This window comes from Campylobacter sp. JMF_06 NA1 (genome assembly GCF_027737785.1).
Lineage (GTDB): Bacteria > Campylobacterota > Campylobacteria > Campylobacterales > Campylobacteraceae > Campylobacter_B.
Map to the genome: position 1 here is coordinate 18,576 of NZ_JAOVUA010000008.1, position 14,118 is coordinate 32,693.

At 40.2% G+C, this 14,118-nt stretch carries 12 protein-coding genes; all 12 read left to right on the top strand.

The genetic code is table 11. From position 1 onward, the window contains the following. Window positions 1-34: 34 nt before the first annotated feature. On the top strand, window positions 35-1,102 hold the full coding sequence (locus tag OFO07_RS07690; RefSeq protein WP_270871535.1) for an epoxyqueuosine reductase QueH: 1,068 nt from the start codon (window positions 35-37) through the stop codon (window positions 1,100-1,102). Window positions 1,103-1,132: 30 nt separating this feature from the next. Continuing rightward, window positions 1,133-1,591 (top strand): 3-hydroxyacyl-ACP dehydratase FabZ, encoded by a 459-nt coding sequence (gene fabZ / locus OFO07_RS07695; RefSeq protein ID WP_270859936.1) that lies wholly within the window; start codon window positions 1,133-1,135, stop codon window positions 1,589-1,591. Window position 1,592: 1 nt separating this feature from the next. After that, entirely contained in the window at window positions 1,593-2,381 is a 789-nt protein-coding gene (lpxA, locus tag OFO07_RS07700) for an acyl-ACP--UDP-N-acetylglucosamine O-acyltransferase (protein ID WP_270868980.1), read from the top strand. Continuing rightward, complete coding sequence (clpX, locus tag OFO07_RS07705; RefSeq protein WP_270871536.1) at window positions 2,381-3,616, top strand: ATP-dependent Clp protease ATP-binding subunit ClpX; 1,236 nt, start codon at window positions 2,381-2,383, stop codon at window positions 3,614-3,616. The genes lpxA and clpX overlap by 1 nt, the downstream gene beginning before the upstream one ends. 8 nt (window positions 3,617-3,624) lie before the next feature. After that, the gene (locus tag OFO07_RS07710) at window positions 3,625-4,659 is read left to right on the top strand and encodes a rod shape-determining protein (RefSeq protein ID WP_270859933.1); all 1,035 of its coding nucleotides are present in this window, start codon (window positions 3,625-3,627) and stop codon (window positions 4,657-4,659) included. Beyond that, window positions 4,652-5,401 carry a rod shape-determining protein MreC gene (gene mreC / locus OFO07_RS07715; protein ID WP_270859932.1) on the top strand — a complete coding sequence of 250 codons (750 nt, stop codon included), beginning with the start codon at window positions 4,652-4,654 and terminating at the stop codon, window positions 5,399-5,401. Before OFO07_RS07710 ends, mreC begins: the two co-directional genes overlap by 8 nt. Continuing rightward, on the top strand, window positions 5,401-8,661 hold the full coding sequence (gene carB / locus OFO07_RS07720) for a carbamoyl-phosphate synthase large subunit (RefSeq protein WP_270871537.1): 3,261 nt from the start codon (window positions 5,401-5,403) through the stop codon (window positions 8,659-8,661). The genes mreC and carB overlap by 1 nt, the downstream gene beginning before the upstream one ends. A 73-nt stretch (window positions 8,662-8,734) precedes the next feature. Further along, complete coding sequence (locus OFO07_RS07725) at window positions 8,735-9,382, top strand: hypothetical protein (RefSeq protein ID WP_270871538.1); 648 nt, start codon at window positions 8,735-8,737, stop codon at window positions 9,380-9,382. Window positions 9,383-9,385: 3 nt separating this feature from the next. Next, a complete protein-coding gene (locus tag OFO07_RS07730) occupies window positions 9,386-10,531 on the top strand; it encodes a toxic anion resistance protein (RefSeq protein WP_270871539.1) in 1,146 nt (381 codons plus the stop codon). A 1-nt stretch (window position 10,532) separates the two neighbouring features. Then, window positions 10,533-11,828, top strand: coding sequence for a hypothetical protein (locus OFO07_RS07735; RefSeq protein WP_270871540.1), 1,296 nt, complete (start codon window positions 10,533-10,535; stop codon window positions 11,826-11,828). Window positions 11,829-11,877: 49 nt separating this feature from the next. Further along, on the top strand, window positions 11,878-13,221 hold the full coding sequence (locus OFO07_RS07740) for a hypothetical protein (protein ID WP_270871541.1): 1,344 nt from the start codon (window positions 11,878-11,880) through the stop codon (window positions 13,219-13,221). After that, on the top strand, window positions 13,218-14,111 hold the full coding sequence (locus OFO07_RS07745) for a DMT family transporter (protein ID WP_270871542.1): 894 nt from the start codon (window positions 13,218-13,220) through the stop codon (window positions 14,109-14,111). The genes OFO07_RS07740 and OFO07_RS07745 overlap by 4 nt, the downstream gene beginning before the upstream one ends. The last annotated feature ends 7 nt before the right edge of the window (window positions 14,112-14,118 follow it).

Below are 14,118 nucleotides of genomic sequence, written 5' to 3' on the forward strand. Positions count from 1 at the left end.
TAAAATTATAGCAAATTAAATTAAAAGGCTGATTTTGTTAGTTCATATCTGTTGTGCGGTGGATTGTGATTATTTTTTGCGTAGGTTAGCGCGCGAGTGCGATGAGCCCTTGGTAGGGTATTTTTACGACCCAAACATACACCCTTACAGCGAGTATTTGCTGAGGTTAGAGGACGCAAAGAGCGTGTGCGAGGGGCTAGGGATCAAATTTTACGCTGGGGAATATGATTATGAGGCGTGGTTAGAAGGGGCAAAAGGCCTTGAAAACGAGCCAGAAAAGGGCAGGCGCTGTGAGTTTTGCTTCGATTTTCGTATGCAAAACACCGCCTGCTTCGCGCGCAGTATTGGCGAGAAAAAAATCACCACGACGCTTTTAATGAGCCCCAAAAAATCGCACGCTCAGCTTGTAAATTCGCTAGAAAAAATCTGCAAAGAGCAAAATTTGGAGTTTGTCGCGCCTGATTTTCGCAAAAACGGCGGCACGAACGAGCAGTTTGCCCTAGCCAAAAAAGATAGGCTCTATCACCAAAACTACTGCGGCTGCATGTTTGCGCTACGCGCACAGCGCGGAGAGGGCGAAATTTACGAGCTTATGTCGCCAGTTGGCGGGGAAATTTTGCCTGCTTCGATAGAGGAAAAGTTTAAAATTTATAAAAAAGTGGCGAAATTTAGGCGCGAGGGGGTGAAATTTGAGATTATCAGAGATGAGTTTTTAAACTACCGCCTGCTTAGGGCGTGGGTGAAATTCTCTGGGCAGATAAGGCCTTCGTTTATCTTGCATAACTCCCATTTTAGGCGCGAATTTGTCAAATTCAGCATAAATGAGAGTTGTGAGAAATTTTACTGCGACAAGGGCGAGATTAAAATTTTAAGCCTTAAATTTTTCAACGAAATTTTAAAAATAGATTTCAAAAACACAGCCGAAATTTTAAAAAATCCGCCAAGTCTGAAAAAACAAGAGCAAATTCGCGCGAAAATTTGCGGTGCGCGCTCGCTTTCGCCAATCATCGTCGTAGATGAAATTTACCCAGCCAAAGTGGAGATTTATGCGCTATCTCGGATATTTTTAGATGTTAGGGAAATTTTAGTAAAGTTAGGGTAAAATGGCAAGAATTTTTATCAAGGATACGAAATGATCGACATAACCGAAATCTTAAACATACTCCCGCACCGCTACCCGTTGCTTTTGATCGACAAAGTTACCGATATGGATATGGGAAAAACGATAATCGCTTACAAAAATATCACCTATGGCGAGCAAATTTTTCAAGGTCACTTTCCTGGTCACCCGATTTATCCGGGCGTTATGATTATCGAGGGACTTGCCCAAGCTGGGGGAATTTTGGCGTTTAAATCAATGGAAGCTGAGGGCACAGATTTAAGCGACAAGGTTGTGTATTTTATGAGTATCGACAAGGCGAAATTTCGCAAACCAGTGCGTCCAGGGGACCGCTTAGAATATCGCTTAGAGGCGATTAAACACAGAGGCAGAATTTGGCAGTTAAAGGGCGAAGCGTATATCAAAGATGACGCAGGAGGCGATGTTTTGGCAGCCGAGGCTGAACTTCAAGCAATGGTAATGGATAAATAAAATGAGCAAAATTCATCACACCGCTATCGTAGAAGATGGCGCAGTTTTGGGCGATGATGTCATAATCGAGCCTTATGCGTTCATAAGCGCTCAGGCCAAAATCGGCTCTGGCACACTCATAAAGCAGGGCGCGCGCATCATCGGCGATACTACAATCGGCGAAAATTCTAAAATTTTCTCTTATGCGATTGTGGGCGATATCCCGCAAGATATCAGCTTTGAAGTAGGCGAAAAAACAGGCCTTATAATCGGCAAAAACGCCACAATCCACGAATTTTGCACCATTAGCTCTGGTTCGCACAAGGGAGATGGATTTACGCGCATTGGCGATAATATCTTTATGATGGCGTATTGCCATGTGGCGCATGATTGTATTTTAGGCGATAATATTATTTTGGCAAATTCAGCCACTTTGGCTGGGCATGTGCAAATGGGCGATTACGCAGTAATCGGCGGTCTAACTCCCGTGCATCAATTCGTCAAAATCGGCGAGAGTTGCATGATAGCAGGGGCTAGCGCGCTTGGACAAGACATAGTGCCGTTTTGTCTAGCGGAGGGAAACAGAGCCTATATCAGGGGGCTAAATTTAACAGGAATTCGCCGTAGATTTGACAGAGATACGGTCGAAATCATCAACAAAGCATATAAATTTTTGTTTAACCAAGGCGTGGGATTAAAAGAACAAGCCGAAATTTTGATAAACGAAACAGATAATGCGCATGTGAAAAAAATGTGCGATTTTATATTAAACACAAAACGCGGAATTCCGCTAGATAAGGGTAGAAATTAATGTCAGATAAATGTAGTTTTTGTGGTTCGAGCGAAAAGGACGGACTTACGATTTTCCCAAACGATAGTGGCACGGCTTCGATTTGTAGCTATTGTATAGATCAGGCTTATGCGGCACTTCATGGCGGGGAGGTTGCGAAAAAGAGCGAACGAATCGCAGGTGAGATAGATTTCGAGGCGATTAAACCAAAGGCTTTAATGGAGGTTTTGGACAGATATGTAATCGGCCAAGAAAGGGCGAAAAAGATTTTTAGTGTGGGTGTTTATAACCACTACAAACGAATTTTCCGCAAAGATGAGATAGAGGGCGACGATACTGAAATTTCAAAATCAAATATTTTGCTAATCGGTCCGACAGGAAGTGGCAAGACGCTTATGGCGCAGACTTTGGCTAGGTTTTTAGATGTGCCTATTGCAATCAGCGACGCTACAAGCCTAACAGAGGCTGGATATGTGGGCGAAGATGTCGAAAATATCCTAACTCGCCTGCTTCAAGCAGCCGATGGCGATGTCGAGAGGGCTCAAAGGGGAATTGTATTTGTCGATGAGATCGATAAAATCGCTAGAATGAGCGAAAATCGCTCGATTACGCGCGATGTCAGTGGCGAGGGCGTGCAACAAGCGCTTCTTAAAATCATCGAAGGAAGCGTGGTAAATATCCCGCCAAAAGGTGGCAGAAAACACCCAAATCAAGATTTTATACAAATTGATACGACAAATATTTTGTTTGTTTGCGGTGGGGCGTTTGATGGCATAAACGAGATTATCGCCCATAGAATCGGCAAAAATGTGCTTGGTTTTGGGCAAGAAAAACGAAGCAAAAAAGAAAACCAAAATTTGCTTGGCATGGTAGAGGCTGATGATTTGGTGCATTATGGGCTAATCCCTGAGCTTATCGGCAGACTTCATGTCATGGCGAGTTTAAACGAAATCGACGAGGCGGCAATGGTGAGAATTTTAACCGAGCCAAAAAATGCGATTTTAAAACAATACCAAAAACTTTTCGCAATTGACGGCGCAAATTTGAAATTTGACGATGAAGCTCTAAGCGAGGTAGCAAAACTTGCTATCAAGCGCAAAACTGGTGCTAGGGGACTTAGATCGATTATTGAAGAGATTATGATTGATATAATGTTTGACCTACCAGAGCTTAGTGGATATGATGTGATTATCTCAAAAGAGGTAGTCAGTGAGGGCGCAAAGCCGATATTAGTAAAACAAAATTTAACTGCATAGGGGAATAAATGTTACTTGATTCTTTATTAGGCTTATTTTCTAGTGATATGGGAATTGATCTTGGCACGGCAAACACGCTAGTTTTGCTCAAAGATAAAGGTATAATCATAAACGAACCAAGCGTCGTGGCTGTGCAAAACGAACGCTATGGCAAACAAAAAATCATAGCTGTGGGCGCAGAAGCCAAAGAAATGCTAGGTCGCACACCAGGCGATATCGAGGCTGTGCGCCCGATGAAAGACGGCGTTATCGCAGACTTTGATATGACCGAAAAGATGATTAGATATTTCATCGAAAAAACGCACAAAAGACGCTTTTTTGTAAGCCCTAGAATTATCATCTCTGTCCCTTACGGACTTACACAGGTCGAGCGTAAGGCCGTGCGAGAAAGCGCGATGATAGCAGGTGCGCGCGAGGTCTATCTAATCGAAGAACCAATGGCGGCAGCGATTGGCGCAGGGCTTCCAGTAGCCGAGGCGAAAGGTTCGCTAGTCGTAGATATCGGTGGTGGCACGACAGAGATTGGCGTGATTTCGCTAGGGGGTATTATAAATGCAAAATCAGTGCGCGTAGCAGGCGATAAAATCGACGCTAGCATTGTAAATTATGTCAAAGAAAAATACAGCCTTCTTATCTCAGAGCGTGCAGCCGAAGAGATCAAAATTAAAATCGGCACCGCAATCCAACAACCAAAAGATCTAACCTACACGGTCAAAGGCAAGGACCAAATCAGCGGGCTTTTAAGTTCGGTTGATTTAACTAGCGAAGATGTCAGAGAGGCGATAAAAGATTCGATCCGCGAAATCGCTGACGCGCTAAAATTTGTGCTTGAAAGTATCCAGCCAGAAGTCGCAGCCGATATCGTAGAAAACGGCGTGGTTTTAACCGGCGGAGGCGCGCTAATTAGAGGGCTAGATAAATATCTAAGCGAGGCTGTGAAACTGCCTGTATTTGTCGCAGATGAGCCGCTGCTTTGCGTGGCAAACGGCACTGGCAAGGCCCTAGAAGATATCAAATCGCTAAAACAAGCAGCAAATGACTAATGTAAAGTTTCTACTCATCGCTGTGGTATTGGTGGCTACTTCGCTTATTTTTGGATCGCAAATTCATGGTAAATTTATCGGTCTTAGCGGAGGAGCTATTGATACTTACAAAGATATTACGAGCTTTATAAAAAACAAAATTTCAAAACATATCGATCAAGCAAACACTATCGAAGCCCTGCGTGCCGAAAACGAGGAACTGAAAAAATCCGCCATGCTTCTTGGCACCTTTGCGGGGGAGTTAAATAAAATTTTGCTTGATAAAAACAGCTCCGCTTACGAACCGCGTGTCGAGCTTGTTAGGACGCTAAGTTACGCTAGTTTAAATGATTACAACAAATTTTGGATAAATTTTAAAAATTTCAATCCAGATAAAGTCTATGGTCTCATCAGCGAGGGCAAAACCGCAGGAATCGTCGTAAATCGCGATAACAAACCCCTAGCCATACTCCAAAAAGATGAAAAAAGCAATTTTTCTGTCTCAATCGGCGAGAGCCAAATTCCAGGCGTTGCAAACGGCGAGGGAAATGCTTTGGTGGTGAAATTTATCCCACAATGGCTAGATCCAAAAGTCGGCGATGAGGTTTATACGAGCGGAAAGGACGAGATATTTTTCGAGGGCGTGCCTGTGGGGCGGGTCAAATCAGTTCAGAGTGGTAAATTATACAAAAGCGCTGTCATAGAGCCATACGCAAATCCAAATATGCCAACGTTTTTGTATGTCGTTACAAAGGAAAGATAATGCCAAAAAGAGAAGATGTAAAGACGATATTGCTCATCGGAAGCGGTCCTATCGTCATCGGTCAAGCGTGTGAATTTGATTATAGTGGCACACAAGCTGCTAAAACTTTGAAAAATTTGGGCTATCGCGTAGTTTTGATAAATTCAAACCCAGCTACGATTATGACAGACCCTGATTTTGCAGATGCGACCTATGTCGAGCCAATCACGAAAGAGAGTATTTTGCGAATTATCAAAAAAGAGAGCGTCGATGCGATACTGCCTACTATGGGCGGTCAGGTTGCGCTAAATGTCGCAATGGAAGTCTATGAAAGTGGCGAGCTAGGCGATGTGAAATTTCTAGGCGCTAAACCAGAAGCGATTAAAAAGGGCGAAGACCGCGTGGCTTTTAAAGAAGCTATGATTAAAATCGGCATGGATTTGCCAAAGTCAAAATACGCCTACACTATGGAAGAAGCTCACCAAGCAGCCGAAGAAATCGGCTTTCCGCTAATTATCCGCGCTAGTTATACACTTGGAGGCGCAGGAAGTGGCGTAGCGTATAATATCGATGAATTTAAAGAAATCGCGCAAAACGGCATTGATATCAGCCCAATCCATGAAATTTTGATTGAAGAGAGTTTGCTTGGCTGGAAAGAGTATGAAATGGAAGTTATCAGGGACAACAAAGATAACTGCATAATCGTCTGCTCTATCGAAAATTTAGACCCTATGGGTGTGCATACGGGCGATAGCATTACGATTGCACCGGCTCTTACTCTTACGGATAAAGAATATCAGCGCATGCGTGATGCGAGTTTTGCGATTTTGCGTGAGATTGGCGTCGATACGGGCGGAAGTAATGTGCAATTTGCCATAAATCCGCGCACAGGTCGCATGATAGTAATCGAAATGAACCCACGCGTCAGCCGTAGCTCAGCCCTAGCTAGCAAGGCCACAGGCTATCCGATAGCCAAAGTCGCTACCATGCTTGCTGTGGGATTTAGCTTAGATGAGATAAAAAATGATATTACTGGCACGCCTGCGAGTTTCGAGCCTGTAATTGATTATATCGTCACAAAAATCCCGCGTTTTGCCTTTGAGAAATTTCCGGGTGCGAACCCGCATTTAGGCACTGCGATGAAGAGTATCGGCGAGGTAATGGCGATTGGGCGCACATTTAAAGAGAGTATCCAAAAAGCACTTTGCTCAATGGAGAAAAGCTACTATGGCTTTATCGAGTTAAATTTAAGCAAAGATGATTTGATTTTTGGGCTTAGAAACGCAGGGCAGGATAGAATTTTGTATGTCGCGCAAGCTTTTCGCGAGGGATTTAGCGTAGATGAGGTCTTTGAATTTAGCAAAATCGATCCGTGGTTTTTGCGCGAAATTCACGAAATCGTCGAATTTGAAGCCAAAATCGACATGGATATCCTAAATGCTCCAAATTTGCTTCGCAAAGCCAAAACTATGGGCTTTTCGGACAAAATGATTGCGCATTTGATCAACAAAGTCGATAATCTAGGCCTTACGCAAAATGATATTTTCTTTGCGCGCGCAAAACACGGCATAAATTTAGAGTATAACGAAGTCGATACCTGCGCAGGCGAATTTAAGGCTCTCACGCCGTATTTGTATTCTAGCACAAATATCACGCCAAACCTGCCAACCAGAACGCCACAAAACGCCAAAAAAGTCCTAATCATCGGTGGTGGCCCAAACCGCATAGGTCAAGGCATAGAGTTTGATTATTGTTGTGTGCATGCAAGTTATGCGCTAAGGGATCTTGGCATAAAGAGCATTATGTATAACTGCAACCCAGAAACGGTTTCGACCGACTACGATACGAGCGATATTTTGTATTTTGAGCCGATTGATTTCGAGCATGTTCGCACCGTAATCGAGACAGAAAAGCCAGAGGGTGTAATCGTGCATTTTGGCGGACAAACTCCGCTTAAATTTGCCAAACGCCTAAACGCAATTGGAGCCAAGATTATCGGTACGAGCGCGCGCACGATTGATATCGCAGAAGACCGCAAGAAATTTAGCGAATTTATTACTAAAATCGGCGTAAAACAGCCTAAAAACGACACAGCCATAAGCGAAGCCGAAGCAATCGAAAAGGCCGCAATCATCGGCTATCCGGTTCTCGTGCGCCCTAGCTATGTGCTTGGCGGACGGGCTATGAGAAGGGTGCATAATGTCGATGAACTAAAAGAGTATATGAGCGAGGCTGTGAGCGTGAGCTACCACTCGCCGGTATTATTAGATAAATTTTTGCTTGATGCGACCGAGCTTGATGTCGATGCTATAAGCGATGGCAAAGATGTCTATATCGGCGCTATAATGGAGCATATCGAAGAGGCTGGAATCCACTCTGGTGATAGTGCAAGCATACTGCCTCCAATGAGCCTAAGTGATGAGATGATTGATAAAATCAACGAAACCACAAAACAAATCGCGCTAAATTTGGGCGTCGTGGGGCTTATGAATATTCAGTTTGCGATTTTTGAGGACGAACTTTATATGATTGAAGTAAATCCGCGCGCTTCTAGAACCGTGCCGTTTGTGAGCAAAGCAACTGGAATTTCAATGGCAAAGGTCGCCACTCGCGTAATGTGGCAAGGAAATTTGCGCGAGGCGCTTAAATTTTACGATAAATTTGGCGTTTTGTGCGAGGAAAAGGGTATTTTAAAACCGCGCGTGAGTGGCAGAGTATGTGTCAAAGAAAGCGTATTTCCGTTTAACAAACTCCCAGGCTGCGACATCGCGCTAGGGCCTGAGATGAAAAGCACGGGCGAGGTTATGGGTATTAGCGAGAATTTCGCAAAAAGCTTTGCCAAAAGCCAAATTTCAGCCAGCAATGTCTTGCCAAGCAAGGGCGCTGTGTTTATGAGCTTAACCGATCGCGACAAAGAAAAAGGGGTAAGCCTAGCTAAGACTTTGGTTGAAACTGGATTTAGTCTGATTGCCACTGGCGGGACTTGCAAGGCGCTAAAAGAGGCAGGGTTAGAGTGCGAGTTCGTCTATAAAATTTCAGAAGGTCGCCCAAATATCGAAGATAAGCTAAAAAATGGCGAAATCGCCCTTGTGATAAACACCAGCGACACCAAATCAAGCTCGTCAGATACATTTAAAATCCGCCAAGCTGTGGTGAGATTTAAACTGCCGTATTTTACGAATATCAAGGCCGCGCTCGCTGCTACTATGTCAGTGTGTGCGGTGCAAGACGGAAGCGCACTGGAAGTGAAAAGCTTGCAAGAGTATCTAAAAAACAAATAATTTAAAATTTGGCAAATTTGCGTTAAATTTAGCGCAAATTTGCCTTTTAAATTTGTGGATTAGGGATATATTTATGTTGGACGAAATAATCTATTTTTTTAGAAAACGACCATCGTTTTTCTGGTCATTTATAGTGGTTTTTGCCGTTTTATATGGTTTTTTATTGTGGTTGTATTTTTTAAAACATACAAATTTATACAAAGACCTATTTATAGTGCTTTTGGGGCTTTGTGGTTTTTGGGTAATTTTGTTTGTTATAAGTTTTAAAAAGACAAGGCAAGAGTATAAAATAGAGAGAGAAAAAGAGAAATTCGAGCTTTTTCGCGAGGAAATAGTGCGCAAATACGACCTTAGCAAAGATGCAAATATATTTAAAAAAATAGAAATTATTTCTATTTTGGTAAATGATAAATTTTCAAGCACAAGCCTAGCAAGTATAAAAATCATAAATCTTATAAATCAAACATTAAGTGTTTATATAAAAAATTTAAATACCAATGCCAAACTCAAACAGAGTCTGGCTAGTTCAAATTCTATAAATAAAATGCACCTTGCTCAGCAAATTCACAAAAATAGCGAAAACAACGCTTCGCTTATGGATTGTTTGGATAAATATATCGATGAACTGAGTGGCAATAATAAAAACGAAAAAGAGAGTGCTTTTGCTGAATTTGAGTTAGAGCGAACTCTAAAACTTATAAAACAACTAAACAAAGGATAAGATATGACTACGGATTTGATTGTAAATGCAATAAAAAATAGTGAGGTAAATTTGGCTAATGCTGTTTTTAAAGATGAAATCAATCAAAGCGATAAAGAGAAAATCAATGAAAAAGCAATGGAGCTTTTAGCGTTTTTATCTGGTAAGGATAGTGCGCAAATAAGAGAAATTTTGGAGAGCATTACCATAGCCGATACCCAAAAATTAGAAAATTCATCATCGCTTTTAAGCGTGAAAATCTCGCAACTTCAAAGCATAGAAAGCGATAAATCGCATAGTATAAGCAAGTCGCTAATAAAGCTAAATGATGAATTATCTGCGATTAATCCTTATAAATTTAATTTTACGCCTAGTAAAATTTTATCTTTTTTGCCGTTTGTAGGAAAGCCGATAAATGCGTATTTGAAAAAATTTAAAACAGCAAAAGCTACGATAGATGAAACGCTTTCGCATTTGGAAGAGGGACAAAAACTTCTAAGAGAAGATAATGCTGTTTTGGACCATGAAAAAGAGTTTTATAAACAAAGTGCTATATCTTTGCAAAAAAAGGCGATTGTTTTTGAGCAGTTAGTTCGCGCGATAGAGCAAAATTTAGCAAAATTTCCGCCAGAGGATAAGAAATTTTACGAAAATAATTTGCTTTTAAATTTAAATAAAAAAATTAGAAGCATTTATGAAATTTTGGCTGTTACAAGGCAAGGGTTTTTATCAAGCGACCAGATTGCAAACACAAACTACGAACTAATCGACAATATCTCAAATGTCAAAATCGTAACCAAAAGAGCCCTAGAAATTGGCGTTGCAATGGCTGTGAGTTTGGAAAATCAAAAAAATGTCATGCAGGCAGTGGAAAAAACAAAATCCCTAGCTGATGAAATAATTTTGCAAAATGCAAAAAAAATGAACGAACAAAGTGATGAAATTTTTGCAATGTCATCAAAAGGAACGCTAAATTTGGAAAATTTAAAAGAGGCGTTTAGTCAAATTGATGAAGCTTTGAATAAAATGGATACCTTAAAAGAGCAGTCTTTGAAAAATTTAAAAACCGAGCTTGAAAATTTAAAAGAAATCACAGATAAATTAGATGAAAAAGTAAAAGCAAATCAAAAAATAGAAAAATTTAAATCTGAAATTTCGTTGGAATTTTAAAATGAGAGATAAAAATATAAAGTTAAAGAAAAAGCTTTTTAGAATTCTTATAACAATAATTGTAGTTTTGCCATTTGCGTTTGTTTATATCAAACATGAGAACTCGCAACCAAAAGAGTCAAAAGATACGACCATAAAGCAGGTTGAACTCCCGCGCCCGCAAGCTCAACCTAGCCCGCGCCCACAGGTCCAACCAGAGCCAAAACCAGCACCACAAAGCACTCCAAAACCTCGAATTGTAGGCAACGAAAACGAGATATTTTTTTATAAGTCAGATTTTGCAAATAATGTTGTTGATGTTTTTGCTGATGCAAGAAGATTAAAGTTATCGCACGATGGTAAAAGGCTTTTTTCGTATGGGATAAACCGAGATGGATTTATGATTATAGATGTTAGCAATCCTAAGAAAATTGCTCCAATCGGAATTTACAAATATCCAAAAGCAAGATATTTTGTCAATAATATAGATATTGCTGAGAGTAGGGACGGAAAAAGACTATATGTCGCCGATCCACATAATGGAATTTTGTATTTTGATATCAGCAACCCTGCTCGCATTACGCTTATTTCTGCTTTGCCATTAGAGGTTCCGCTTAAAATTAAGCTAAGCCGTGATGATAAAATTGCTTTTGCTAAGACGACAAAAGGTTTTTTTACGATTGATATTTCTGGGTCAGAAATGAAAATATTAGACGAGTTTGTTAGCGATACTAGCGATAGTGATAATGAAGAACAGCTGGGTGCTATACGCCCAAGAGGGGATTTTGATTTTCTTTCAGAAAATGAAATTTTGTTTATAAATTTCAATGAAATGCATATTTTTGATGTTAGCGATCCAAAAAATATTAAATCTAAATATCGCAGTTATGATTTTAATTGGATTCAGGGTGGAAAATATCAAATGATGCATGATTTTAAGATTGCGAAAAACAATACAAGGCTTTACGCTTCCACAATGGAAGGTTTTAGGATTTATGATATCAGCGATATAAAAAATATAAAATTTTTAGGCGAATATTCATCTAGTGGTTATCTGACAGCAAGGACTATAATGATAGATGAAAATGAAAATTTAGCCTACCTTGGCTGGGGCTCGAAAACAGAAGAGGGTAAATTTGCTAGGATTGAGATTGTGGATTTATCATACGAGCTAGATCCGATGCTGATTAAAAGCTATAATATGCCAGAAAACCACGATCTTTTTGCTGTGCCTTCGCAAGATAAAAAATATCTGTTTTTACAAGCTGAGCCTGGCTCTGGTGGATATGGAGATTATGTAAGTGTTATTGAAAAATAGCAATGATCCAAACAGATTTTTTCTATACAAATTTGGCATTATCGCTCTTGTGGTAATTTGTGTTGTAACGATCTATTTTTCTAAGCTTCAAACACAGCAAAATGTGCAAAGCCACAACAATGAAATTAGCGTGCCAGTGCCAAATCAATCGCCAAATCAATCGCAAAATCAAATAACTACTCAAAACGAAACAAAAACGCAAAAGCCTAGTTTTGATGAACCGCAAGCCAAAATTAGCTCTTATGAAAACACAATGCAAACCGCTATCTGGGAGCTTCCTAGTGCTAAACTTAGAATTTATGATAATTTTCAGTTTATGCAACCAAACGATGAGGGGTATTTGTTTGCGGCGAAATTGGATAATTCGGGTGGCAGGATTATACAGACTGATTTTAATGGTAAAATTTCGTGGGAAAAAAATATAAATTTTACCGATTTAAGGGACGGAATAGAGACCATGCAAAGCTACATAGTAGCCCGTAATGTAATACTAGATAAACAATCTCATCGCATAATACAACGCGTAGAAAAAGATAAAATTTTTGACGAAACAGCTAGCTTTGGCGAAAATTTCGTAGCCTCAGATAAACATAATAATTTATATTTTTTGGATAGAAATTTAAATGAAATTTGGACTAAATCCATTAAAACTGATTTAAAAACTAATTCCACACAATACTATTATAATTCAGACGGAAGCCTTAAAGATACGAAGACTACGAGCAAAACAAGGGCAGTTTGTGAGCAAATTTTAAAAACCAAAGATAATAAAATTTTGGTTTCGGTTGCTGGACAAGGGTTACTCAAATATGATTTAAATGGAAATCTCATTAAAAAGCAAAGTCTTAGCGATTGGGAGTATGTGAAAATAATCCAAAATGATGACGGATCACTTTTTGCGTTAAAAACAAAAAAGGAAAATGGATTTTTTTATGATGGCATAGCAAATGTAACGAAATTTGATAGCGATTTAAATGAAATTTGGAGTAAAAATTTGCATAGAGAAAATGGCGATAATTTTGTGCGCTATTTGCTAAGTAATTACAAAAATGGGTTTTTGCTCGTGGTTTCGCAAAGTAATAAAAAGAAATTGGAAACATGGATTAAATTTGTAGAATTTGATGAAAATGGCAATAAAATAGATGAAAATTTCATTGACGCTTATCCAGAGAATACTAGTTTATATTTTGCCGAAACGATGCGCGATAAGAGCGTTTTGATCGGTGGCGGGGTTTTATATGAGCAATACAGCCCGCCTATTTTAATCAATGGGCGATTGGAAAAATTTTCAGACGATATTCTTACGAGTGGAATATTTATTAAAATTTCAGCTGATTTACCGCTAAGCAAACAACAAATTCGTGAATTCGATGAAGAATTTTTAAGAAAATGAAATTCGAGGGTCAAATTTTTGGCATTTTCATAACCTTTCTTGGTGGGGTTTTGTGGGGATTTAGCGGGGTTTGCGGTCAGTATCTCTTCGAAATAAAGGGTGTGAGCGCAAACTGGCTTGTCCCGCTTCGCCTGCTTTGTGCTGGGGGAGTTTTGGTGATTTATTGTGCTTTTTCGTTGCGAGATAGGCGAGTTTTTGCGCCGATTTTGGACGCGAATTTGAGGGCGCAATTTCTAGCTTTTTCGATTTTGGGCTTAATGCTGACGCAATATTTTTACTTTTATTCTATCGAGCTTTCAAACGCCGCTGTTGCCACCGTGATCCAATACACCGCGCCCGCGATGATTTTGGCGATTGTGTGTATCACGGAGGCGCGACTACCTAAAATCAATGAGTTTATTTCGCTGATTTTGGCGATTTTAGGCGTTGTGATTTTAGCCACGCATGGGGATTTAGGCTCGCTTGTAATCAGCCAAAAAGCGCTTATTTTTTGTCTGCTTAGCGTAGCTTGCGTTTGCGTGTATAATCTCGCGCCCAAAAAACTAAACCAAAAATACCCCGTCGTGCTAAATTTAGGCTGGGGCATGGTGCTTGGCGGAGTGGTTTTAGGCGGGATTTTGGGCGTGTGGAATTTAGCTGGCGTTAGCGATTTAAGCGGTGTTTTGGCGTTTTTGGGCGTGGTGTTTTTCGGCACGGTTTTGGCATTTAGCTTTTATATGGTCGGCGTTAAACTAATCGGCGCACCAAAAGCAAGCCTAATCGCCGCGATTGAGCCAGTAAGTGCAGCTGTGTTTGCGCATTTTTGGCTAGGGACAAAATTTGTATTTTTGGATTTCGTAGGATTTGTGCTGATACTTTCGTGTATATTTTTGTTAGCAAAAAAGGGTTAAATTTACC

What these genes read in the sequence shown, in the direction of transcription:
- OFO07_RS07745 (WP_270871542.1), top strand. Translation starts at nt 13,218, where the DNA reads ATGAAATTCGAGGGTCAAATTTTTGGCATTTTCATAACCTTTCTTGGT.
- mreC (WP_270859932.1), top strand. Translation starts at nt 4,652, where the DNA reads ATGACTAATGTAAAGTTTCTACTCATCGCTGTGGTATTGGTGGCTACT.
- lpxA (WP_270868980.1), top strand. Translation starts at nt 1,593, where the DNA reads ATGAGCAAAATTCATCACACCGCTATCGTAGAAGATGGCGCAGTTTTG.
- fabZ (WP_270859936.1), top strand. Translation starts at nt 1,133, where the DNA reads ATGATCGACATAACCGAAATCTTAAACATACTCCCGCACCGCTACCCG.
- clpX (WP_270871536.1), top strand. Translation starts at nt 2,381, where the DNA reads ATGTCAGATAAATGTAGTTTTTGTGGTTCGAGCGAAAAGGACGGACTT.
- OFO07_RS07730 (WP_270871539.1), top strand. Translation starts at nt 9,386, where the DNA reads ATGACTACGGATTTGATTGTAAATGCAATAAAAAATAGTGAGGTAAAT.
- carB (WP_270871537.1), top strand. Translation starts at nt 5,401, where the DNA reads ATGCCAAAAAGAGAAGATGTAAAGACGATATTGCTCATCGGAAGCGGT.
- OFO07_RS07710 (WP_270859933.1), top strand. Translation starts at nt 3,625, where the DNA reads ATGTTACTTGATTCTTTATTAGGCTTATTTTCTAGTGATATGGGAATT.
- OFO07_RS07735 (WP_270871540.1), top strand. Translation starts at nt 10,533, where the DNA reads ATGAGAGATAAAAATATAAAGTTAAAGAAAAAGCTTTTTAGAATTCTT.
- OFO07_RS07725 (WP_270871538.1), top strand. Translation starts at nt 8,735, where the DNA reads ATGTTGGACGAAATAATCTATTTTTTTAGAAAACGACCATCGTTTTTC.